Source organism: Pseudoalteromonas sp. XMcav11-Q (genome assembly GCF_040104525.1).
In the GTDB taxonomy this organism is placed as follows: Bacteria; Pseudomonadota; Gammaproteobacteria; order Enterobacterales; family Alteromonadaceae; genus Pseudoalteromonas.
In genome coordinates this window covers 143,711-168,658 of record NZ_JBECOX010000012.1, presented here as the reverse complement: position 1 = coordinate 168,658, position 24,948 = coordinate 143,711, and the positions used below count along the sequence as shown (strand labels likewise).

Annotated in this window: 14 protein-coding genes; 5 read left to right on the top strand and 9 right to left on the bottom strand. The window is 43.4% G+C overall.

Annotated features, from left to right (window positions below):
- The first annotated feature begins 108 nt into the window (after positions 1-108).
- From msrA to ABMY45_RS18350, 3 genes are all read left to right on the top strand, one after another.
- Entirely contained in the window at positions 109-1,362 is a 1,254-nt protein-coding gene (msrA, locus tag ABMY45_RS18360; protein WP_349289323.1) for a peptide-methionine (S)-S-oxide reductase MsrA, read from the top strand.
- Between the two features lie 339 nt (positions 1,363-1,701).
- Positions 1,702-2,193 (top strand): GNAT family N-acetyltransferase, encoded by a 492-nt coding sequence (locus ABMY45_RS18355; RefSeq protein WP_010604901.1) that lies wholly within the window; start codon positions 1,702-1,704, stop codon positions 2,191-2,193.
- A 583-nt stretch (positions 2,194-2,776) separates the two neighbouring features.
- Positions 2,777-4,081 carry a hemolysin family protein gene (locus ABMY45_RS18350; protein ID WP_069022505.1) on the top strand — a complete coding sequence of 435 codons (1,305 nt, stop codon included), beginning with the start codon at positions 2,777-2,779 and terminating at the stop codon, positions 4,079-4,081.
- On the opposite strand, the gene ABMY45_RS18345 is transcribed toward ABMY45_RS18350, so the two are convergent.
- The 8 genes from ABMY45_RS18345 to dapE all read right to left on the bottom strand — a co-directional run bounded on the left by ABMY45_RS18345 (position 4,076) and on the right by dapE (position 21,903).
- Positions 4,076-4,861 (bottom strand): thioesterase domain-containing protein, encoded by a 786-nt coding sequence (locus ABMY45_RS18345; RefSeq protein WP_349289317.1) that lies wholly within the window; start codon positions 4,859-4,861, stop codon positions 4,076-4,078. The genes ABMY45_RS18350 and ABMY45_RS18345 overlap by 6 nt on opposite strands.
- 2 nt (positions 4,862-4,863) lie before the next feature.
- On the bottom strand, positions 4,864-6,243 hold the full coding sequence (locus ABMY45_RS18340) for an MATE family efflux transporter (protein WP_349289316.1): 1,380 nt from the start codon (positions 6,241-6,243) through the stop codon (positions 4,864-4,866).
- A 4-nt stretch (positions 6,244-6,247) separates the two neighbouring features.
- Positions 6,248-7,213, bottom strand: coding sequence for a sterol desaturase family protein (locus tag ABMY45_RS18335; RefSeq protein ID WP_349289315.1), 966 nt, complete (start codon positions 7,211-7,213; stop codon positions 6,248-6,250).
- The gene (locus tag ABMY45_RS18330) at positions 7,206-8,870 is read right to left on the bottom strand and encodes an NAD(P)/FAD-dependent oxidoreductase (RefSeq protein WP_349289314.1); all 1,665 of its coding nucleotides are present in this window, start codon (positions 8,868-8,870) and stop codon (positions 7,206-7,208) included. Before ABMY45_RS18330 ends, ABMY45_RS18335 begins: the two co-directional genes overlap by 8 nt.
- A 79-nt stretch (positions 8,871-8,949) precedes the next feature.
- Positions 8,950-9,486 (bottom strand): flavodoxin FldB, encoded by a 537-nt coding sequence (gene fldB, locus ABMY45_RS18325; protein WP_010604895.1) that lies wholly within the window; start codon positions 9,484-9,486, stop codon positions 8,950-8,952.
- Between the two features lie 24 nt (positions 9,487-9,510).
- The gene (locus ABMY45_RS18320; RefSeq protein WP_349289313.1) at positions 9,511-11,166 is read right to left on the bottom strand and encodes an NAD(P)/FAD-dependent oxidoreductase; all 1,656 of its coding nucleotides are present in this window, start codon (positions 11,164-11,166) and stop codon (positions 9,511-9,513) included.
- Positions 11,167-11,222: 56 nt separating this feature from the next.
- On the bottom strand, positions 11,223-20,564 hold the full coding sequence (locus ABMY45_RS18315; protein WP_349289312.1) for an amino acid adenylation domain-containing protein: 9,342 nt from the start codon (positions 20,562-20,564) through the stop codon (positions 11,223-11,225).
- Between the two features lie 34 nt (positions 20,565-20,598).
- Positions 20,599-21,903, bottom strand: a complete 1,305-nt coding sequence (gene dapE, locus ABMY45_RS18310) for a succinyl-diaminopimelate desuccinylase (protein WP_349289311.1) — start codon at positions 21,901-21,903, stop codon at positions 20,599-20,601.
- Between the two features lie 727 nt (positions 21,904-22,630).
- On the opposite strand from dapE, the gene ABMY45_RS18305 reads away from it, so the two are divergent.
- Positions 22,631-22,945: a hypothetical protein gene (locus ABMY45_RS18305; RefSeq protein WP_010604891.1), complete on the top strand. Its 315-nt coding sequence runs from the start codon at positions 22,631-22,633 to the stop codon at positions 22,943-22,945.
- Positions 22,946-23,284: 339 nt separating this feature from the next.
- Here ABMY45_RS18305 and ABMY45_RS18300 read toward each other — a convergent pair whose 3' ends face one another.
- Complete coding sequence (locus ABMY45_RS18300; RefSeq protein WP_349289310.1) at positions 23,285-24,202, bottom strand: DMT family transporter; 918 nt, start codon at positions 24,200-24,202, stop codon at positions 23,285-23,287.
- 114 nt (positions 24,203-24,316) lie between these two features.
- On the opposite strand from ABMY45_RS18300, the gene ABMY45_RS18295 reads away from it, so the two are divergent.
- Positions 24,317-24,796 carry an Lrp/AsnC family transcriptional regulator gene (locus tag ABMY45_RS18295; protein WP_102056889.1) on the top strand — a complete coding sequence of 160 codons (480 nt, stop codon included), beginning with the start codon at positions 24,317-24,319 and terminating at the stop codon, positions 24,794-24,796.
- The last annotated feature ends 152 nt before the right edge of the window (positions 24,797-24,948 follow it).

Here is a 24,948-nt window from a genome sequence, read left to right as displayed (position 1 = left end):
ATATTAAGTTCAATAAGTATGAAGTGATAGTCATACTTAGTTGTGACATACAGCATTGAGAGGGTAGTGATGAGAACATTACAGGTGGCCGCATCGATAGGGTTTATCATGATGTTAGGTTTGGGTGTATCGGCGCTCGCGGGGACAGATATGCCAAAGCCTAAAGTTGATGGCGCAAGTAACCATATTAAAACGTTAGTGTTGGGCTCCGGTTGTTTCTGGGGTCCTGAAAAGCGTTATGAAAAAATGACGGGCGTGATAGATGCTGAATCTGGCTATGCCGACGGTAAAGGGTTTAAGCCAAGTTATAGAGAAATCATTAAATCGAGCCGACGCTTTGATGAAGACAACTATGCGGAGGTGGTAAAGGTAACTTACAACGCAAATCTTATCACCACCGATGCGCTGCTAAAGTACTACTTTGAAAGTCATGATCCAACCCAAAAAAATCGGCAGGGTAATGACGTTGGAACGCAGTATCGTTCGATCATTCTCTATACTGACGATCAACAAAGTGACAAGGCCCACACATTAAAAGCGCAGTATCAACATTTATTATCTGAGCAAGGCTATGGCGACATTCAAACCAAGATTAAGCCGCTTAGAAAATTTTATCCAGCGGAAGAGTATCATCAAAACTACCTAACCAAGAATCCCAAGGGATACTGCCCAGATCACAGCACGGGAGTGACCTTTGATAAGGTTGCGAAAGATAAAACAGATAACACTATGCTAGCCCAAGGTAAGCATATAGTGATTGTTGATGCTAAAAGCTATTGCCCTTATTGCGAGAAGCTAAAAAAAGAGGTGTTAAACGACTATCAAGGTGATATTCCACTGCATTTTCGCTATGCAGATCAACTCGAGGGACTAATGATAAAAACAGCGACTTGGGCGACGCCAACGATCTTATTTATTGAAAATGGTGTTGAGTCTCTAGGCTTTCAAGGTTTTATGGCGAGAGAAGAGTTTTACAAGGCACTTGGTGCTTTTAAGCTGGGTCGATCAGAAGCTTTTGACATTGCCTTTCAAAAAGGCACAGAAAGACCATTTTGCAAGCAGTATGATATCTTTAAAAACACACCAGATGGCGTATTTATCGATAAATTAAGCGGCAAGGTTCTTTTTGACACCCGAGATAGATTTAACTCAGGCACTGGGTGGCTGTCGTTTACCCACCCAGTAAAAGACAGCGTGACCTATCACAAAGATTTAAGCCACGGAATGGTGAGAACTGAAATACGCTCAAAAAGCAGTGGTATTCATTTAGGTCATGTATTTAAAAATGAAGGGCCAAAAGGTCAAGACCGCTATTGTATCAATGCCCAAGTACTTGATTTTAAAGCGAGAGAGGCGCTTTAGGCATTACGCCTAAAGTTACCTTTTGCTCCGGAGCCAGAGATAAATTTAAGTCGAAGTTACTTTTGTGCATTAAGAGAGCGTGTTTACTTGTTAACTTTTCAAAGTGGTACTTTGGTTATTTCCTCCTCAAATTTGATCTGCCATTTAAAATACGCAAAAGTAATTCTCATGCACTGTATACATATTCTATGTCTGTTTTGTTTGGTGTTGCTAATTTAGGTGCGGGCAGCTTTAGTTTAAATAAGGGAGTAAAGACAGGTTTTATTGCCCGTAAACTTATTGGGAACGAATGAGAGTATTATGTTATGGTATAACTCTTAGACAACGAAGGATTTAGTCATGCTGACCTTAGCGCCATTCACCGCAACTCATGTAGAGGCAGTGAAACGAGTACACCTTGCGGAGGAGCAAATTCAATTTGCCGGTACCGCTGAATCATTTTTAGAAGATCAAAGTGAGACCACCCATTTGCATGTCATAAAGGTGGCTGATGAAATTATCGGATATTTTAAGTTTGATATTGCATATTCGAACACATATTCGTTTTGCCCAAAAAGCGGTTTAGGTTTAAGAGCATTTGTCATAGATAGCCAGCGACAAGGTCAGGGTCTAGGGACATTAGCCGCGAGTACATTGGTCCCCTATGCGCAGGCAAGTTATCCAGAGTTTGAGTCAATATATTTAACCGTAAATTGTAGAAACCCAGCGGCGATTACCTGTTACCTAAAAGGTGGATTTGAAGACACAAATGAAAAATACCTCGGTGGTCCTGCTGGCCCTCAACATATTATGAAAGCGTCTCTGATAAAAAAGCACAGTAGTGCATTATGACGTTGTACTATTTCTTTATCATTTAGTGCTTGAAGCACCTATATTTACCAAGAAATATAGTGGCGATAACAGAGATGGCAAGGAGGAAAAAGCACCTTTGGCTGTTTTTTTAAAGGTGTTGTAACCGCTTTAGATGCTTTTTCAAAGAGGCTCCTCTTAACATCGAAATTAATTGCGAGCAGATAACTCAATTTTCCGAAGTGCGTAAAGTTGAGCTCGCCATTGTCGTATTTGTCACCAACAAGCTTTGCAGAAGCGCGGCCGGATTTAAAACCATAAACTTGCGATTTGGCTCTTATCTCGCTTGGTGCTCTTGGACTTAACTTAATAGCAATTGTGCTTTACACGCCTCGTAGTGATCTCATGATAGGTTGAACATGCCGTTGACAAGCATATCATAGCGCTAATGTGAGAGAGTGTATCAATTTTGTCATTTTCCTTCCTTGACGTACTTTTTTATTCGTCGCGAACAGTACGAGATAGGCGACAAACATTTAATTATTTGACGCGAATTACATTGCTAAAGTCATAAAATAGGCGTATACATCGCGTCGAATTCTCGCTTTCTTTTTTAGGTGTATCTGTGGACTTTTTTTGGGTGTTGTTACTCATTAGCTTGAGTGCAGTTTTCGCGCTGTGTGAAATATCATTGGCAGCGGCACGCAAAGTTAAATTACAAACCTTATTTGATCTTGGTGACGTTAGAGCCAAGAAAGTATTGTATTTGCAGGCTAATGCACATCAGTTTTTTGCTGCGGTACAGGTGGTACTCAATGCCTTGGCAATTGTTGCGGGTATGATAGGCGAGTCGGTGTTTACTCCTTATGTATTACAACTACTAAACTGGGTTGCTAGTTTTATGTTTGCCGATGTTGCGGCTCATGCCTCGATGTTATTGCAAATATCCACAGTGGTGTCGTTTTTACTGATCACATCGTTATTTGTACTGTTTGCTGATTTATTGCCAAAGCGAATAGCTATGGTTATCCCAGAAACTATCGCGATGCGATTTATCCATCTTATGCTTGCCAGTGTATGGATTTTTAAGCCTATTATCTGGCTATTTAACGTGTTCGCTGATTGGATAATAAAGCTATTCAATTTACCAAATGAACGTGACGAACAGGTAACCCGTGATGATATTTATGCGGTGGTTGATCAAAGTGCTGAGCAGGGTGAGCTGTGCGAGCATGAGTACAATATCATTGGCAATGTGCTCGACCTTAACCAGACTAATATTACCCAAGCGATGATCAATCGCGATGCAATCGTGTGGTTAGACATTCAAGAATCAGAAGAAAACCTGAGCACGTTAATTCAAGCGCACAGTTTTCAACAATATTTGCTGTGTGACGGCTCGCTCGACAAAGTGATAGCTGCACCTGAAGCCAAACAACTGCTTAGTAATATTTTGGCTAAAAAGCCGTTACTGGATGGTCAACAACAAGAATTCCATAAGCCGGTCATTTTACTTGATACTCTAAGCCTTTCCGATGCGCTAGATGGGCTGAAAAGTCATGAAAGCAACTGTGCGGTGGTGATCAATGAATTCTCAACAGTGGTTGGGATGGTAACGTTATCCAGTATCTTGAATTTAATTGCACTGAAAGACGACCAAGCAATAGAAGCCCAATTTAGACAAAAGGATAACACCCGATGGCTAGTGCAGGGTGATATGTCGATTAAGGACTTTCAAGCTTCGGTGATTGAGTACGAGTTTGAACCGATTGAAGCCATAGAAACCTTAGCCGGTTTTGTGATCCACAGGCTAAAGCATTTTCCTGTCGAAGGAGAGGCGTTAGAAGTTGATGGCTTTAAGTTTAAAGTAATAGAAATTCAAGGATTGGCCATTAGGCAAATTGAAGTAACCAAAGAGCCCCAACTATAAGGGGCTCAGTGTTTCTAACACCGCGTTGATTTCTTTTAGCACCAAAGCCGAGGAGTCCTGCATAAAAAAGTGCCGACCAGGTATTGCTTTAGGCGCGATACCTTGTTTAAAGCAGCTTTCCCAATGTTGCATATCCGTCCCTGTTGCTGCTTTATCCCGAGTACCATATAACACGGTTGCAGGCACGTCGAGTTTACAAGCCGAGTCGTATTGATAGGTCTCTCCCAGCTTAAAATCCGCTTTTAACGTTGGCAGCATCAGTTGTTGCAGTTCGATATCATTGAGCAAAGCCGGTGGTAAACCGCCCATTAAATTTACCGAGTCGATGAACTTCTTATCGTCAAGAGTATGGTAGGGGGATTTTCTTATCGCATATTGCGGTGCCTTCCTTGCTGCAATAAACAGGTGTTTAACGATATTACAGCTACTATGTTGAAGTGCTAGGGCAAGCTCATACGCAATATAAGCGCCATTGCTATGACCGTAAAAAACGCTAGGCAGTGGTGTTGCCTCGCTCAAAATAGGTGCTATTGCGCCGATCAAGGTATGAATATTATCAATGGCAGCTTCATGACTCCGCTCCTTTCGCCCAGGGGCTTGGAGTGCATATAAAGCGACATCCTTTGGTAGTTTTTCTGCCCAATTTTGGTAAACAGCTGCATCTGCGCCAGCAAAAGGAAAGCAAATGAGTTGTTTACCAATAGTGTTAGGCCTATTTAATAAAACTAGCCATTTTGAATCTATGCAATCTCTACATGTTTGTAATGCGACTTGGCTCATTGTTAACTCAATAGGTTCTTTTTAGTTGCTGTGAAAGTGGCTGGCAGTTTGTAGGTCGTGCGTAGCGAGAAAGCCACAAACGTAAGGCTCACGAGGGCTTGGACTACCACACTTAACACCGTGATATACCACAGTTCCGTAATTGTAAGTTGTTGTTGTTTTACTAACCAGATGATTGGTAGTACAAAGGTAAATAGTCTCGTGGTGTTACTGTAAAGTGGTGGCCACGTATTACCTGAGGCTTGAAACAATCCCGAGCAAGTGAAAATAACCCCCGTTGCGATAAAGCTCCAAGCGACGATATATAGAAAGTAACGAGTGTGTTCGATGACTTGCGGGTTTTCTGAAAATGGCATGGCGAGTTGAGCGCCTAAGTGTGCTGCGAGTAAGGAAACTCCCAACATCAAGCTACAAGTCGCGAACAGTGACCAATAGAATGCCTGTCTAAATCGTTTGAAGTTCCCTGCGCCGTAATTTTGTCCTGCTATTGCAGGCAGTGAAAATGCGACGGCCATCACGGGCAAAAACAGAGCTTGGATCACTTTCGAGCCAATTCCAAATCCGGCTTGTACATCGGTGCCAAAATCTTTTAATACCCAAAATGTTGTCGACATATAAACAAACATCAGAATAAGTTCTGCACCTGCTGGGAAACCCACTGAAAATAGCCTTTTTATGGTGTGACGATGAAACGATAAAAATAACTGGCTATCAAGCACTAAATAACGTTTGTCGTGATAGAGATAAAACCAAAGTGACAGCACGGCTATCACAACAGAAATGGAACTGGCCAGCCCCGCACCTGCAATGCCCATTTCTATTCCGAATAGCCATCCCGAGATTAAGATGGGCGACAGAATAATATTAATAATAAGAGAGCCGATTTGCGCGATCATCATTGGCTTTACAACACCAGTTCCTCTCAGTGCAGCACCGATTGTAGTCATAATAAACTGCAGCACTAAACAGGGTAAAAACCAGTATGAGTAGCTTAATGCTGCCTCTGTGGTGGCGGGATCTTCGCTGGTGATGTGCAGATAAGATTTGATGCCATAGATACCAGTTAGTAGCAAGATGGTACCAAGTACCACGGAAGCGAATAGTGCTTGGTTAAATACAAGATTGGCGCTGGACTGATCCTTTTCTCCTACCGCATGTGCAACTAATGTTGCGGTTCCGACATTCAAAATCTGGCTGACGGCGAAAATCAAAAACATGATATTGCCAATTAAACTGAGCGCTGCGACTGGAGCACTGCCCAAGTCTGAAACAAAATAGAGATCGGTAAGCACATAAAGTGTTTGCACAAACATCCCAATTGACATGGGTAGCGCCATAGCTACTAGATGCTTAGGTAAGGAACCTTGAGTTAGATCTTTCATGCAGCTACCTTTTCCTAATATCTACTGTTGAGGGAGTGGAACGTGACTCGATGTCATATTCTTGAGGTAGCGGAGTTGATTTGGTGTATCTTGGTCTATTTCCACGTTTACTGATGAACCATCGAAATGGATGAAGAATACCTTTAGCAACCTCAAAGGCACTTGGAAATAAATATGGCTTAGTAACTCCAACTTGAATTGGACTACTATCTGGGCGGTAAAAGAAACTTCCGAATAACTGATCCCAAATACTCAAATCAGAACCAAAATTTCCAGCCTCTTTCAATTCTACGCTATGATGGAAACGATGGAGCTCTGGTGTTGCCACGATGTAGTTTAGCCATCCCATACGAACGTTTACATTGGCATGAATGAAATATCCGTGCAGAGCAGTAAATTGACCGGCAATGAACATTCCTTCGGCTGAGAAACCAAGCAATAGAAATGTAGTCTGTATAACTAGCGCGCTTAACAATACTTCCAGAAAGTGAACGACAGAGTTATTACTTACCGTAACTTTGTTAGGCCGATGATGGATCCCATGAAAGCTCCAAAGAAACAGGTGACGATGTTCTAACCTATGTAACCAGTAGCCGATAAACGAGCCGACGAGAATGGCTAGAATGGCATTTTGTGCCAAACTCATAGTATTTTCGATGGGGGCGATCTGGAGTGCAATTACTCGCACTAGTGTCTCGCTAAACGCCCCGTATACGATGACGAGAATAAAGCACAAGCCATCTCTGCTCCATTCCTTTTTACTGGGATGCCATTGTGTTTTAAACGGGTTTAGTCTTTCCATGATAATAAAATAGGCAATGATGATAAGCACACTAGAGAATGCTGCTAATCCAAGGTCAATGTCTTGTTGTAAGACAAAGATACTGTAACCAATAAGGATCAAAACGATCAAAGGGTAGCAAGTAATAGCACAAAACCTACGAAGTTGGCTTTTGAGTGGACTAGGCATAATTGTCTGCCTCATTGGTGATGTGCTGCTTTGTGTTTTGCTGTTCTGGATAACAAACCCTAAATGGTTTTTTATCTTGTCGACAAAGGTATTGTGCAACATAGCGGCCACTTGCCGTTGAGTGTGTTACGCCGCTAAATGTGCTCCATTGCCCCGTATAATAAAAGTTGTCTAGATTCGGGAAAGTAGGACCATGCTTGATTTGGTAATTCTCTAATTCTTCTGTCAGTGGCGCAAAAGGGTGCCAAGCTAAAACGGTCCCATTGTGGTTCTCGGTATAACGTTCACTGGTTAATGGCGTTACAACATCTATAAACTCAACTTTATCTGTAAGGCCTTCAAAATATTGGTTAAGGAACTCGACTATCGCCTGACCCACTTTTTTCTTTGCTTGCTTATATTCGGGTGAACGGCGTTTACGTGTATATGGATTACGACTTTGCCCTGAAGAGGTAGATTGCACGACGCTTTGCTCCATCGCTTGCCATACGTCACTTTTTGATAAATAAGTGACGTAAAGAACTGACTTGCCACTTGGTGCATGATCTGGATATAGCGTATTGCGGATTTGCACACCAACCCCACTATGATAATTACCGACCAGTTGGTGCGAAATCGATTCGGGTAATAAGTAAGAGGTATAAGGGTCATGGTCTGAATAGTCTGCATTTACCGCAATAAATACCGCAACACAGCCCGGAAATACCACGCTGTTTGCATCTTCTTCTAGCTTTGTGAAAAGCTTATCCAGCACAGGGTGAGGGTAGCGATTTTGCAACATCTTACGAGTGAGTTTGTAACTATCACAACTGGCGACAACATAATCAGCGTAATGGACAGAGCCATCGGCTAATTGCACACCAACCGCGCGGTTATTGTCGGTGAGAATGTGCTCGACTTTACTTTTATAATGAATGTTTGTCCCTAGTTCTTTTGCCCGATTTGCCAATCGCTTTGCAAGGCCTAATGAACCAATACTAGGCACTCCTGCATTTTGGTTTGCAGCACAAGCTAAATTAAAGACAAAGGGCATTAATCGTAGCTCGCTATGGCGGTCAAAAATAATCCAGTTGAGTGCTTCCGCAAGCGTGGGGTTTGAAAAGCGCTTAGAAAAGTCTTCCATAGTGACAGCAAGCGTTTTCATAAAGGTGCGCATATAGGGTAGCAATTGCCACATCATTTTGCTTTTTTCCCACCATGTCATCAAGCCACCACTTTTAAGAAAAGGGAAATACGGCATACACTTGCGTAGTTTTCGGATATGTCCACACAATTCAATGATTAGTTTGCTATCTTCAGGAAAGCGCTCAATCAGGGTGGACTCTAACTTGTCTGGATCCACATAAAAGCGGATCTTTTCGCCGTTAGCCGTGACGACTGAGTTAAATATCTCAGTGTTGTAAATAGGCACGTTTTCAAGGCAGCCTAGCTCATCCCAGATGGTTGCCATTTCGTTGTTGGTTCCCGTGCCGTTTAACCAGCTGATACACCAATCGAAAGTGTATTCTTTTCGTTGCCAAGAGGTGCAACACCCTCCCGGCGTTTCATGCAGTTCGAAGACGGTGCATTGATAGCCATTCATTTGGCTATAAGCAGCGGTACCAAGACCAGACATACCAGCACCAATGATAATCACAGACTTTTGTTGTTCGGACATAGTTTCGTTCTTTTAATGATGCTCGACTAGCCATTTTAAATATCGAATTAGCCTGCCGAGCGAAAACACAAAGTGCGCCTTAAGCTGTTTCGCAGGTAAGTTCTTGAAGCACGGCGGCAATCTCTTGGCACCAGTCGTTGATGCGCTGCTCGGTGAGTTCTGGTTGGTTATCATCATCAAGCGACAAGCCGAGAAACTCACTGCCGTCTTCACTTAACCCTTTAGACTTGGTGAAGTGGTAACCTGAATTTGGCCAGTAACCAATTGCTGTGGCGCCTTGTTCGGTTAGTTTATCGTGTAAGATGCCGATACCGTCTTGAAACCACTCGTCATAACCAACTTGATCGCCCTGACCGAAGATAGCCACGATTTTTCCGCTGAAATCCTGTTGTGCTAGGCTTTCCCAACGTGACTCCCAATCATCCTGTAAACCACCGTATTCCCACGTTGAAATACCAAAAATCAAAAATTCATAGTTCTCGGTTAAGGTTAATTCGGTGTCTGCTATATCAAAGAGGTCGATGGTAAACTGGTTTAGGTTTGCTTTTATTAATTCTGCTGCGGCCTCAGTGTTACCTGTTGTGCTGCCATAAAATAGGCCAATACGAGTACTCATAATATTTCCTTTTAATTCTCTTGGTTAAGCAACATGCTGCTTTTGTTCGCTATAAGATTGAGGTTGGTGTAGTGGGTTTTCACCGATCCAAGCCTGAAACGGCTTGTCATCATCACGGCATACAAAGTGCAGAACATGTCTGCCTGTAGCTGCAGCGCGGATCAACCCGCCGGTTGTCACCCAGTGACCAGCCATATAAAAGTTGCTAAGGCCTGGCAGTCCCGTTGTTCCGTTGGCATTTATTTCGTCTTCTAAACTTTCACCACTTTCCAAAAATGGCTGCCACGCCAATACCGTTCCTTTGCTGTTGCGGGTATAGCGAACTTGGGTCAAAGGGGTCGCGATGTCGATATATTCGATATGCTCTTTTAGTCCCTCAAAATGAGTGGAGAGCTTATCGATTATAAATTCACCTAAGGTCTTTTTAGCGAGGCGATATTGAACGCTACGCTTGACCCTAGTGTGATGGCGTTTAGTCGCCGTTGTTTCTTGGAAATTATTTAATTCAGCCCATGGCTCATAAGTTGAGAAGTAAGTGATATAAAGCACGGATTTGCCTTCTGGGGCGATATGCGGGTAGTGTACATTGCGCACCTGCACATTGATCCCCGGGTGCGTCATACCAGGGCAGTGGACAAGATCTTGTTGGTCTAACAAGTGGGTGCGGCAATGGGGATGATGGGTATAGTCTTTGTTTACACCCAAAAATACAGAGACGTATCCTGGGAACATTTGACCATCGGTCTCTCTTAACTCGTCGTATAGCTTGTCTAACACAGGACTGGAATACTGGCCATCAAGCATGTTTTTTACCACATCCGTACCGTCACATGCTGAGATCACGATATCGGCATACATTTTTTGGCCGTCGCTGAGCTCGACACCGATGGCTTTGTTGTCTTCGACCAAGATCTTGTGTACTCGGGTGTTGTATATGATGTCACCCCCCAACTTTTTATATCTTGCTTCCATCGATTGTGCGAGACCTAACGAGCCACCTTCGGGTACACCTGCATTTTTTTTCGCCGCGCAGGCCAAATTAAAGTAGAAAGGTAGCAGTGGGAAACTGGGATGTTGCTCATAAAAGATAACGTTAAATGCTTTTTGCAGCAGCGGATGTGAAAACTTAGCAGCAAAGTCCGACATCAATGTCGCCATGGATTTGCGGATTAAATTGAATTTTTTGATAAATGGCCACATCATTTTTAGCTTCTGCCAGCGTGACATAATGCCAACTGGCACCAGAAAGGGATAAGCGTCTATCATTTTGACGAATTCACGAATGCCATCGCAAAATTGTTTGATGAGTTTCTTGTCTGCGGGAGAAATGCTTAAAAGGTGGGCTTCGAGTTTATCTGGATCTGCGTAGAAATGTACTTCTCCTAATTCCTCATCAATAACTGAATTGAAGATTTCAAAGTCTCTAATTTCTTTATCATCCAGCGCACCTAACTCTTGCCAGATTTGATTCATGCCGTTGCCTGAGCCACTACCCAGTAGCCAGCTAATACACCAATCAAAAATATAATCTCTACGTTCCCACGATGTGCAGCAGCCGCCGGGAATATCGTGCAGTTCTAAGATCACGCTCTTGTAGCCGTTCATTTGTGCATAGCTACCGGTTGAGAGTCCACCCATACCGGCACCTATGATGATCATAGATTGTCTTTGTGTGGTCATAATTCTGTCCTTAAAGTCGTTAGAAAGCCCCAAAGCGATGGCTTTGGGGCGAGCTGTTACTCCACGTTTGTTGCTATTACCGCTCGGCTTTGGGTATCCTGTAGAATACTTTGCATAATTGCGCCGTTGCCTGCCTGCATCATATCGGGCATCAACATTTCCTCATGTTTACCAACTCCCTGATAGGTAATGACTTCGGCGTCTGATGCTGCATCCCAACTGGTTAGACGAGCAGCTTCTGCATGTGCATTTTGCTCGACGATAAAGTGCAGTTTTGCGTGAACCTGACCTAAGTTTTTCACTTTATAACACCAATCGATATAGTCTCTCGCTTGTGCCAGTGTATGCTCGTGTACCGTATTTGAGCCGGTGTGGCGGGCGAAATGTGCTTTTAACTCTTGCTCAAAGTGCGCGAAGTCTTGCTCCCGCATTTTGACTGTTTCGGTGATCCTGAATGAGTCTAAGATCACCACATCCCCGACACGTTGACCTCGGCTTTCCAGTTCCTTAGCAATCTCAAAGGCTAAATTACCACCAAGGGAGTATCCAAATAGGGTATAGGGGCCATGAGGTTGAATTTGCATAATTTGGTCGGCATAGTCGCTAACCTTAGTGTCACTTTCGAGGTAGTTAAAAGAGATCACTTCAGTGTTAGGCAATGCGTCGGCAAATGCCTTGTAAACGATGCTGTAACCACCCGCTGGTGGTAGCGCAAATAAACGAGTAGATTGACCCGCATTGAAGATAAGGTAAGGGGACGCGCCGGTTTCTTTTCCTGTTACTACATCTTCAATTGCACTCGCCATGCCATGTAAGGTTGTAAATCTAAATAGCTGATTAACTTCCATTTTGATGCTGAAGGCTGATTGGATCCTGACCATTAGCTCAATCAAATATAAAGAGTTACCGCCAAGGGCAAAAAAATCATCATGAAGACTAATGGATTTTTGCCCTAGCATATTGGACCAAATCTCAGCGAGCTGCTGCTCAAATAAGGTGGCAGGCGCTACGAATGCTCTTACCAACTCGGCGAGTTCAACCTGTGGTAATGCCGCTGCATCGATTTTACCGTTACTCAGTAATGGAAATTGATCAATTGCAACCAGCTTACTAGGTACCATATAGCTTGGTAGCTGGTTCTCTAACTGCTCGAGGACAAACTCAGTACCGACCGCAAGCTCCGACTCAAAGTAGGCAATTAATTGGGTTTGCCCATGTACTTCTATCCCTTTTACATAGCTTCGCTTAATTCCTGGGATCTGGTTGATGCTAGACTCTATTTCTCCAAGCTCAACGCGGTGACCTCGTATTTTTACTTGGTTGTCGATACGTTGCAGAATATGTAGGTTGCCATGTTTGTCCCACTTACCTAAATCACCCGTTTTATATACCCGTAGGGTGCTATTTTCTGACACGGGAAGTTGGATAAATTGGCTGGCATTTTTCTCTGGATTATTGAGATAGCCAAGACTTACGCCTTGCCCCGCAATTGCAATTTCGCCTACTGCGTTACTGGATACTAATTGATTTTGCTTATCTAGCAAGATAAGTTGCGTTGCATTGAAAGGCTTGCCGATAGGCACCGTTGCGCTGGTTTCCAGGTACTGTTCTGATTCCTCAAAGAAGCTACTGTCTATGGTTGCTTCAGATGTGCCGTAGGAGCTAAATAGTCGAGCATCTTCTTGTAGCAATCCTTTGAGTGCGCGGTATTCAGCGATTTGCCATTGCTCAGAGCCAACAATCACTCTACGTAAGCTGGTGAATCCAACCTGACTTTGCTTTGCGAATAAGATGAGATTACGAACCACAGAGGGCACAAACTCAACCGTATCAATCTGCTGTGTCTCAATGAGGTCATACAACACCGGCATGTTCAGCATCATATTTTTAGGACACAACACTAAGTGCTTCGCATTGTAAAATGCGCGCGCGAGATCGCCACAAAACACATCAAAGGTTGGGCTGGCCAATTGTAAATGATGAGAGGTGGGTGCTAAATCAAATTGGGCTAACCAGTCCACAGCGATCGTAGCCCAGTTTTGATGGCTGACCTGGACAGCTTTTGGCGTACCCGTAGAGCCAGAAGTAAAGACAATATACGCGATGTCATTTGGCTGATGATTTAACGCCAAATTGTGCTCGCTGATTTCATCTCGTTGGCTTTGGAAGCTTTCCCAAAGTAGTGTAGGGTGATCTGATGTTAGCGCTTCTTCGCAAAGTAGTAACGCGCAGCGACTTTGCTCAAGCAACAGTTGCTTGCGTTCATTGGGTTGCTGCGGGTCAATTACCACAAAATGATGACCTGCTTTTAACGTAGCGATACAAGCAACAACTAATGCGATAGATTTTTCAAAATGTAAGGCAATCGTTTGACTAGGTTGGTTATCTAGCTGCGAATTAATTAGTCGCGCCAACTGATTTGCCTGACCGTTCAGTTCGCAATAGCTCAAAGTAGCAGCCAATTCTCCGGCATTTGTTGCACAGGCAATGCTGAGGGCAGGAAGCTCAGGACTATGTTGCGCCGCATTTTCTATTTGGCTGACCAAAGTCGGTAATGCAGGTGCGTTTTGTTGACTTTCAGCAAATGTCGCCAAGGCATCTATTGCGTCTGGACTTGTTAAGGCAAGCTCCGAAAGTGGCCGATTTGGACTATCAACGACCATTCGCGTCAGTGCGATATAGTCCCGAGCCAGCTGCGCTATCGTTTCGGTTTCGAATAGATCGGTATTATATTTTAATGTGCCTTTGAACACGCCATTTTCTTCATAGGTCGAAAGCGTAATGTCAAATTGACCTTCTTCTTCAGGCAGTTCCATGAATTGCATAGGAAAGCCCTTATAGTACGCGACATTATTTTCATCCATATGCGATTGCTCAACGCGGTGATTGAGCATTACAAACATGACCTGAAATACCGTAGAGCGGCTGGCATCATGTTCAATACCAAGCTTATCCACTAACAGCGCAAACGGATATTCTTGGTGATCTAGTGCGTTGAGGGTAATGTCTTTCACCTGCGCTAAAAGCGAAGTAAAGTGCGTTTCAGGATCAAACCTTGCGCATAGCGGTAGGGGATTCACAAAGTAACCATAGACGTTTGAAAACTCTGGATTTGTACGACCGGCCACGGGACTGCCAATAATGATCTCATCCTGCTGAGTATATTTATGCATGACTGCGTAATAGATGCTAAGCAACGCCATGAACATGGTGGACCCTTGTGCCTTTGCAAGGGTATTCAATGAAGACGTGAGGGCTTTATCTAACTCAAAATGATATGAATCACCAACGTTGGTGAGTACCGCAGGTCTAGGTTTGTCGGTTGCAAGGTCTAATACGGGGATCTCAGCAGGTAAGTGATTCTGCCAAAACTTATAGTTTGCCGCGCCGCGTGGAGAGTGAACAAAGCGTGTTTCCCAATCGACAAATTTTTCATAGCTTGACGTTATCTCGCTGAGTGCTAACGGTTCACTTTTTGAAAAATGCGCATACAGTGACTGCATTTCATCGATAAACATGTAATTTGACCATGCATCTGAGATGATGTGATAAATCGTCACTGCAAAGTAGTAGCTTTGATCATTCTGCTTATACAAATACAGTCTAAACAGTGGGTCGTGCTCAAGGTCGAAAGGCTGTTCATTGTCTGCAATCATCATAGGTTGAATGTCTTCCCAAGACTTACCATGTACATCAATGACTTGAAGTGCATCCTCGCGATGAGTCCAGACTCTTTGATAGGGTTCGCCATCTTTAAAGAAGAAGTTTGTTCTTAACATTGGGTGGCGAGCTACTACAGCACTAAGGGCTTTTTTCAGCGCGTCGATATTCAGGGCACTAGGAATATGCATCGCGCCGCCGATATTGTAGGAAGCGCTACTTGGGTTGAGTTGATTGATAAACCAAATCGCTTTTTGTCCGTAGGAAAGTGGGAACTCAGCTTCCACATTGGCATCAGATGCGATAATAGAGTTAACCTTGGTCTCGGAAACGGGCTGAACCTGTGATGTTTCTGTGGTTATGACTTCAAAGCCAAGCGACTCCACGAGTTTGTCATTAAGCTCTATACTTAATTCGTTGATAGATGCACCACTTAGAAGACGCACAATCGTTAGGGTTTCGCCAAAATGGGTGGTGATCTTATTTCTCAGCTCTGTCGCCATAATAGAGTCAATACCGAGATTACCGAGTGATAGATCTAATTCCACTTGCTCTCGTTTACAGCGTAATACTTGGCTGACAGCATTAGCGAGATGATCGGCAACAAGCGGTAATCGAAGCGCGCTGTCTGTTTGCTGGTATAAAGGAGCAAACTCTTGCTCTTGGTGGCTTTGCTTGTCGTTTTCTTGGGTAGCCAAGTGACTAAATAAACTCGGCTTTCCTGCATACCAATTGGTTACTTTGGACCAATCGGCGTCACACACTAAGAGTTGAGGTTGATCTTGGTCTAGAATACGTTCAAGCACAGCCATCCCCGCACTTGGTGAGATGCAGTTCATGCCCCTTTGGTTCTTGTAATGTTCGGCGAGACCCAACTCTTCAATCATACCAATAGCCCAAGGACCCCAGTTGATACTCAGCGCCGGAAGACCCTGATTGCGACGGTAGTGGGCGAGGGCATCTAAGAAAGCGTTGCCAGAAGCATAGTTTGTTTGTCCTGCGGTAGTGACTTGAGCCGCGACAGAGGAGAAGAGTACAAAATGTTCGAGGTCAACTTTACTGAGTGCTTTGTGAAGCATCAACGCACCAATCGCTTTGGTGTCAAACACACCGTCAAATGCTCTGGTATCCATGTTGCCAAGTAAGGTGTCATTGACGATACCAGCACAGAAAAATAATCCGTTGATCGGTGCTTGTGCACTTAGATGATAAGACTCAAGGGCCGCGTGAAGTTCACGCTCTCGAGTTAAGTCTGTCTGCCATAACGAGACATTAACGCCCTGATCTTCAAGGTGTTGAATAAACCGAACGCGATCATAGTTACGGTCGCTTGAGGTAAGTTCTGACCAACTCTTACGCTCAGGTAATTGACTCCTACCAAGCAAAATGAGGTTTCGTGCACCTCTATCGACGAGTAGCTGACAAACTAACTGACCGATTGAACCAAATGCACCCGTGATCAATTGTGCTTTATGGCTTTGCACGCGAGTTGGGAAGGCGGGTTGAAGTGACGTTGCCTGCTCTAAACGAGCAACATAGGCCTGATTTTCCCTAAAAGCAACTTCCCCTTCTTGGCGGTCACTTAATAATCTAGCTGTGATATGTTCGGCATCATTTTGGCCATCAACATCGATGAGGCAACCCCAATTATCAACCAGTTCTTGCTGTGCGAGCACTCGGCTAAATCCAGTTAACGAAGCGGACATCACCGCGGTAAGTTGCTCACTATTAACGAGGCTGGCGTTGCGTGTTACCACGTAAAGCGGGAATTTACAGTCTTGTTCAATTACGGTTTTGGCTAGATTTAACAATGAATGTAGCGACTGACGTTTTTCTCTTTGCAGTTGAGCAAGGGTCAGTGATTCTATCGCGCTGTTATCTAGACTAAAGCAATGCACAACGCCACGAATTTCTTGTTTGCCCAAAGTCTCGATAAGTTGTGACAGGTGATCCCGTGAATCGGGAACTAGCCATGCATGACAATGGTCTCTGTCGATATCAAAGTATTCACCAGATTTAACGATACAGCTAGAGTGGCCAAGCTTTACTAAACGTTCGGCTACCTGTTCGGCTGTTCCTGATTGATCTGCGAGGAGCACCCAACGACCCGATGTGTCGGTTTCTTGTATTTCCTGATCAGGCTCTGCAAGCCAATTAACTTGGTAAAGCCAGCTATCTATGGTTCTGGTGGTGATCCCACTTGCAGCGGAGTCAACGCTTTGTGCAATAAAGTTTTTGATAACACCAAAGACTTGACCAGACTCATCACAGAGGTATAAATCACCGACCGTTTTTTCGTCGTCACGATGAGTGATTTGGGTATAACACCAAAAATCAGTATTGTTCTGCCCGCAAAGCAGGATCTGCTCTAGCATCACTGGTAGGCGGATAGAGAATTGCTGAGCATTAGCACTTGCAAGCTCTGTAAATACTAACGTCTGGAAGCACGCATCTAGTAGACTTGGGTGTAGGGTAAATTGTGTTGTTCGCTCAAGTTGAGTAGGCCAAGAGATTTTGGCAAGCACGCCGTTGTCTGTTGCCCAGATCTGTTCAATGGCTCTAAAACATGGACCATATTCGTAACCAAATTCTTTTAGGTGTGCATAAAACTCATCGTGCTGCTGCGCGCTAGTAGCGGCACTACGAATAGCATTGAGATCAATAGGCTCAGCAAGGTTGGCACTTTGTACTCGGCGGATTGTCCCTTGAACATGGCGGGTCGTTTTACCATCTTCGAGGCTTACCACTTTAAAATTCGGTTCATCATGGTGCAAAATGAATTGCACATTGGGAGCGTGTTCATTATTCAAAAATAACGCTTTATCGATAACAAAGTGGTCGAGTGCATAGCTGCCATTGCCCCAAGTCTCTTTGGCTGCAGCATACGCCATTTCAATAAAGCCAGCAGCGGGGAAGAGGGTATTGCCTTGGATTTGGTGACAGCTTAAAAAACTATCGCGATTTGTGTCGGTTACCGCGTTCCAAACATGTTCAGCTTCACTGCGTTTACGGCCCAAGAAAGCATGGTTACTTTGCCCTAAACGCACTTGATTAAAGTACTCAGGCTCGGTCCAAAAGCGTTCTTGCAAGAACGGGTAAGTTGGCAACGTAGTGAACTTACCTCGACCATTTATGGCTGACCAATTTAATTCAAAGCCTAAACCAAACAGTTGAGCTACGGCGTGGTAATAGGTGTGTTGCTCGTCGGATTTACGGCGCATACTCGAGACGACAACGCTTGAGCAACTTTGTTCTTCTGCGGTTTCGGCAATAGATGCGCCAAGCACAGGGTGTGGACCTAGTTCCAAAAATGCTTGGTAACCTTGTTGTAATATTGCACGGGTGGCATCAACAAAACGCACGGCTTGGCGGACGTTGAGCCACCAGTAGTTAGCATCAAGCTCAGGTCCCTCTGCAAGTGTTCCTGTTACCGTTGAATACAATGGAGTATGTGCGTTGTTAGCTTGAATACCAGCTAAACACTCGAGCAATTCGGTCTTAATCGGTTCCATAAACTGGCTGTGATAGGGCACTTCAACGCGGAGAAACTTGCAAAACACACCAGCTTCGCTCAGTTGTGTTTCGATACTGTGTAACGCATTTTCTTCACCAGCTAGGGTGACAGAGTTTGGACTGTTTACTGCTGCAATTTCAACTTGGTCGTTGAGATAAGGCGTGACATCACTGTCAGAGAGTCCTACCGCCATCATTTTACCTGTGTTGCGGCATTGATGTTGTAAACGGCTACGATGGACTACGATGGTGCAAGCATCTTTTAATGAGTAGACCCCGGCTTCATAAAATGCTGCTGCTTCACCGGTACTGTGGCCAACAATGACATCAGGTGAAATGCCGTGTTGACGCCACATTGCTGCAAGTGCAACTTGCACGGCAAAGTTTGCCGTTTGAGCGAGCCAAGTATATTGCATGTTTGACGCTGATTCATCGGCAAGCATTTCATCAACCAATGACCAATCTGTAAGCGCTGACATATAGCTATCACACTCATCGATCATCGCTTTAAAAGTTGGCTCTGATTGGTACAGCTCACGGCCCATTGCCCACCATTGTGGCCCCATACCGGTGAAGACCCACACGAGTTTTTGCTCATCTTTTTTCAGTGTGCGCAGAGTGTTGGCCACAGCAAATTCAGCATCATGACTTAATGTTTGTAGTTGTTGTTGCAGATCCTCTGCATTTTTGAAACAAATTGCATGACGATATTGGTGATGTTCACGGCGCTCACCCAGTGTGTAGATAATATCACTGAGTGATGCATCGCTGTCTTGCAAAAATTCATTATGCGCTTTGGCAAAGCGATGGATCCCGTGTTGATCTCTTGCACTCAATGGATAAAGTTTTAGGCCATTCTCATTTGCTGGAGGTATTGATGGTACTTCTGGCGCAACAAATTCTTGAATAACCGCGTGGGAATTGGTTCCACCGAAACCAAAGGAGTTTACCCCCGCAACGGCTAAACCTTCGTGCTTAGGCCAAGGTGTAAGTTTAGTGGGGATCTCATACGGCGCGTTGGCGTAATCAATCTTAGGATTAATTGATTTTAAGTGTAAATGCGGTGGGATCTGTTTGTTTTGAATGGCTTTGACCGCCTTGAACAAACCAGCCATACCAGCGGCTGCCTCGGTATGGCCAATATTGGTTTTTACCGAGCCAATGTAGCATTTATCGTCTTGATCACGGTTGATCCCAAGGAGTGTTCCAACTGACTTTGCTTCAATAGGGTCGCCAACAGGCGTGCCTGTGCCGTGCATTTCAATGTACTGCACTTTACCGGGGTCAATATTCGCTTTGGCATAGGTTTCCTTCATCAAGCGCAATTGGGCATCCCCATTCGGCACCGTGATCCCTTGTGTTTTACCGTCTTGGTTTACACCGGTGGCTAAGATCACCGCATGAATTGGGTCGCCATCCTTAATCGCATCATCTAAGCGCTTGAGCACAACGACGCCAGCGCCTTCAGCGCGGACATAACCGTTTGCGGAGTCGTCAAAAGCATGAGAAAAACCAGTCGGAGATAAGAAACCGCCTTTAGACTCGGATACTGTATATTGTGGTGCCAAATGTAATAGCACACCACCTGCGAGTGCCATATTACTTGCCCCGGTCTGTAGGCTTTTACAGGCCATATCTAATGCGACAATAGAGGAGCTACAAGCAGTATCGATGGACATGCTGGGGCCATTAAAGTCAAAAGTATGAGAGATGCGATTAGAAAGCATCGTCATCATAACACCCGTCGCAGTGTGAGCATCAATGTTGTCAAAATCTGGGTTAGTGAATTGCATGATTTTATAATCAAGCGTAAACCCACCCATGAAAACGCCGACCGACTCTCCTGCGAGTTCAGATGGCTTTTGCCCACCATCTTCCAACGCTTCCCAAGTTACCTCCAGCAGTTTACGTTGTTGAGGGTCCATAAACTCGGCTTCACGAGGCGTGATCCCAAAAAATGCTGGATCAAACTTATCGATATCATCGATATAGCCACCCCATTTTGAGCTCAACTTGCCTTTATTCGCTTTTACAGACGAATAATGAGTATCGATATTCCATCTCGATTCTGGGGTTTCTATGATGCAATCGACACCATGTTTAATATTTTCCCAAAACAATTCAGGACTATTCGCGTGACCTGGGAAACGACAACCCATGCCAATAATTGCTATCGGTAGCGTGTCGTTTGCGGGGCGAACAGAGCGTTCATTTTCGATTGCCATAATGCATTCCTTGAAGTTATCTATTTTCTGTTAATTAGCGAAGTTGCAGCAGTTCATCTTGAGTGGTTGAGTGAACATGAAGCGTAGGGTAGAGCAGGCGTTTATAGATGCCGTAGTAAAGTTGTTGAAGCTGGATTAAGTCGGATGTTGTTGTATGTTCATCTATTTGATGAATGGTTTTGTTCACCAATCCAAGTTCTAATACTGAGGTTGATATTTCAGCAATAAAGCGGCCATCCGATGTTCCCCCTGCGGTCGATAGTTTTGGTGTGAAATGACATTGGTTGTTGATTTCATCGCAGACGATAGCGAGGGATGGAGAAGGGATCTCATCATTATTTACGCAGTAATAGGGTTTACAGGAGTTATTGGTCGTTAATGCATAATTGAGTGTATGTTTTTCGATGGTTTCTCTGACCAGCTGGACCAATTCATATTCGTTGTATGCGGGTGTATAACGGATATTAAAATTTAGCTGACATTGGCTTGGAATAATGTTGTCAACAAAATCGCCAGAATTTACATGAGTGAATTGTAGTGTGGTCGAGTCAAAGTTATCACAGTGCTTAGGCCAATCCATTGACAATAATGCTTGCATAATATTTTGTGCTAGATGGATGGCATTGGTCGCTTTTTGAGGGTAAGCCACATGCCCACTTTTACCATGTAAATTGACGGTAAAAGACAAAGCACCACGACGACCGACTTTCAGTGTATCTGCTACTTGCGCTTCTGAGCTTGGCTCTCCGACCAAGGTAAAATCAAATGTGATACGCTGCTGTTTTAAAAACTGAGTGATCCGCTTGGTTCCGTGTTCCGCTTCGACTTCCTCGTCGCTAGTGAGTAGCAACCAAAGCTCTTTTTCCGGTATTCCAAATTCTGTCACTAGAGTCTCAATTGCACAGAAAAATGCGGCAATAGCGCCTTTCATATCAACAATACCTCTAGCGAAGAGGCAGCCATTGTGTTCTGTCAGCTTAAAAGGGTTAAACTGCCAATCTTGTGCACTTCCGGCCGGTACTACATCGGTATGACCAAGAAAAGCAAATCTAGCATCGCTGTTGTTACCTATGCTTGCGACTAAGTTACTTACATCACGAACGGGTAAGTGTTTGATTGAAAAGCCCAAAGCTCGTAACTCTTGTGCTAACCACAGTTGACAACCAACGTCATCTGGTGTGATCGACTTAAATGCGACTAACTGCCTTGCGATGTCAACAACGCGGTGGCTGGTATGTTTATCCTCATCAATACCTTGAAGCTCGTCATGAAGAGCTTCGATATCCTCTAGTGCTTCAGAGACAAGTTCAAAGCAAGTGCTTGAAGAAAAGTCATTCATCTCAAAAAACCTTAATGCAGAAGTATGATAAATAGGCAATTAAAAGCTTGTTTGTACACATTTTAATTACACTGTGTTCACAAGTTGCGTATTCAAACATTGAAATTCTTTAGATGCTAATGATTTTATTTTGACTAAATTAACCTAGATAATTTTATTGTTGTTTTTTATGAAGTAATAAAGTTTGTTATTTTTAATGCTGTTTTTCTAATTTTGACATTTGAGTTTTATTGAATTAATTTTGGTGTAAATGCTCTATGTACTAATATTCTGAATGTGTGAAAAGTAATTTATCTTAATAATCATGGGCGGGTTTTTGTTTCTTGAGTTATGTCTTGTGTTATTCGGAATTAAAAAAATGATGGTGTTTACGTTAATGAAATTTTTATTTTTTAAAGTGTGCGAGTTTGTTGTGTAAATTGCGCTATTAAGATAAATGGAATTAAACTTCGTTATTCATTTTTGTTATTTTAACTATGTTTTATATTTCTATTTATTCTAAATGTAAGAGGCCTAAAAGGTGTGGGCATACGTATGTGGGCAAGATTTTTTATGATGAAGTTTTAAGGTTTAAATTGTTTTTATAAATTTAATGAATTTATTCTTGAGTTGTCATATTTAATGAATAAAATAGCGAGCGCTATAGAGCTTTTATTCAATATTTTGATTACTGTTACAGTATTTTGCTGTTTTTATCTATAGCGCTGACTTAAATTAAGGATGAAAAATGAAAAAGCTAATCACCGCACTCGTTGCATTCACCGCATTGTCTGTATCTGCTCAAGAAGTAGAAGAGGCGAAAGCACTCGTTACTCAACAAAACATTAAAATTGTTGCCATTGGCCAAAGCGGCTGGGATCCAATTTGGAGAGAGCCTACCTGTAGCATCCAAAAAACGGATGAAGATGCTGTAGGTAATGCTTACATGATCAGTCATTATGACATGTGTTTATGCCAAAACAGTAAAAAAGCGAGCTATCTGATTGAAGATACACAAAGCAACCCTAAGCAAGCAGCGGTTATTTGTTACCTAGAGCAGTAAGCTAGTCAACGGCAGCAGAGCAAAGTACTTGCACTTTACTCTGCTTTTATCACCGGTGTTTCCTTTAAGTTCAAATTAGCTAAATTAACTGATTTTTTGCTTTGGTGTGCTAAATAACCTGAGCTGCGGATAATTAATGCCTTTCTAGCAGCCAGTTTTAGCGCTAACTGCGTTGAATTCACTTCCAATAGCCAGCTATTGGTGCGTAAATTCGCCTTGCCTACAGGATGTAGGTACCTTAGCGAGAGCAGGACGCGGAAGCGGTGTTTTCCCTAAAACTCTCTGGCTAGACAAGGAAAAACTAAGTTGTGCTTTAGCAACAATGAGTTGGAACACTCCTTATCCAAACCTCAGGTTAAATAACTTGCCTAACTTCCAATCGAACTTTACAGCGCTGACTGCCGTTAAGATTAAAACAATCCCAAGCGTTTGTAGTATCGAAATCGTGTGCTCGAATGCAATAAAATCTACAAACAGCGCCACGACCGGATAAATAAAAGAAAGAATAGCAATTAATGTGGTGCTTAGGCGTTGGAACGCGTCATACATGATCACATACATAAACCCTGTGTTGACGACGCCTAAGAATAAGATATTACCCCAGCTCGATGAAGTCTCTGGGAAGTGTGCAAAGTCAACCCAAGGCAACAAAAATAAGCCACCAAAAAAGATTTGGATCACAGCAACCACACCGGATGGCACTTGGCTTACCTTTTTCGTCATCAGCGTTGTAATGGTATACAGAAATGCTGCTCCGAGCGCCAGTAGCAGACCAAAAACGGCTTGATTGCTCTCTGGTGCAAAAATAACTGCGACTATTTCTTGATACGGGATCCCAACAACCAACCATAACCCCAGCACGGCGATGGCCAACCATAAAAGGATTGCTTCACTTGGATACTGACGATAAAGCACCGCGCTTAGTAATACCAACATCAGAGGTTGTAGATGGTATGCGATGATTGAAATTGAAAAAGGAATATAGTCAAATGAGGCGAATAACAGCACCCAGTTTCCGACCAGCGCGATACCGCCGAGCAAGATGGTTATAAAAACGGGACCTTTAAACACCTCTTTTGTCAGTTGCTTTGTTACGAGCACGTATCCAAGAAGGCACAACGCGCCAATAACACAACGTAAAAATACCACGTTCCAATAGGATTGTTGTGCACTGACGACAAAGTATCCTATGGTGCCAGATAGCACCATAGCTATTACCATCTCTATCGAACCTTTTTCTTTATCTGAGCCAAACATTGTTCACACCTTGTCATATTCAATTCTATACTTGCATATTACTTAGGGTTTGCCGTATTGCTAATAGACAATAAAAGGCTAATTTTTCTATTTTCCTAAAAATGAAAGGCAAAAATGCGAAAATTAATTAATAATGAAAAATGGTCGCTTGATGCGATAGATAGCAAGCTTATAGCGCTGTTAGAAAACAACAGCCGAGTGTCTGTTGCTGAAATGGCTCGTGCTGTGAATATGTCTTCACCGAGTGTGAATGAGCGCATGAAACGTATGGAAGAGTATGGGGTAATTAGTAAATACAGTATTGAATTAGACCCAGCAAGCTTTGATTACCCGCTGACAGCGATTGTGCGTATTCGTCAGCATCCTGGTAAACTAAAACAACTTGAAGCGATGATCCAAAACATTCCTGAAGTGATTGAATGTGACAAAGTGACGGGAGAGGATTGTTTTTATGTGAGGTTGTGTTTTGAGAGTATGCCTAAGCTAGACGAAATTCTGGATAAAGTCTCCACGCTGGGTGATACCCACACATCGGTGGTGAAATCAACAGTAGTCAAACGCAGAAACGTGCCATATCAGATCCGCAAAAGGTAATCGCTAAGTATGGCGAGTAGTAACGTTTTGACGGGATAAGCAATGCACAGCTAAACGTCAACAAATTTATAGTTTGTCACACTTTTTATAGCAATCCTGCCATCAATCTGGTTTTGAGTATGTTAGTATCCGTGCAGCAGTTTTTTACGAGA